1 protein-coding gene is annotated in these 450 nt (G+C 45.1%); it reads right to left on the bottom strand.

Annotation, left to right across the window (positions count from 1 at the left end; translation table 11 throughout):
• The coding region (locus tag ACUU1M_RS20620) for a hypothetical protein (protein ID WP_449144796.1) at positions 1–382 on the bottom strand (382 nt) is incomplete at its 3' end.
• Positions 383–450: the final 68 nt, after the last annotated feature.

The raw sequence follows: 450 nt of genomic DNA, 5'->3' as shown, positions 1-450 counted from the left end.
TTAACAGACTTGATTCATCCTCACAAAATATAAGTTTTTCCCGGAATGCCCATGTCTCATTGAGGTTCCAGATATCAAATTCGAAGTCGTGATAACGAAAACGGATCCCACCAAACTTATTAAAACGCAGTTGTTTGACGGGCAGTTCAGCCAATGTCTGGAAGAGTTCCTCACGGGAGCGACCGATGACGATATCAAGGTCTGAAGAGAATCCATCGACGCCATACAAGCCTAAGTCACGCACCATCCCGCCAAAAATCCAGGCCGGACAGGAACAGGCCAGAGTATCAAGTAATACTCTGGCTTTCTTATGCTCATCACTAAGCGTAAAAAAATCGGCGATACGCTGTTCAAGCTGTTGGGTGTTTGAGACCACATTCATACAGTGATTTTAGCTCATCGTGAAGGCGCATTAAATAACTATCCGTCATGCCTGAGATTGCGTCGGTA

The organism is Shigella sp. SIG6, from assembly GCF_053555815.1.
Note: the sequence above shows the minus strand (reverse complement) of the source record. Positions and strands in the feature narration are given on the sequence as shown.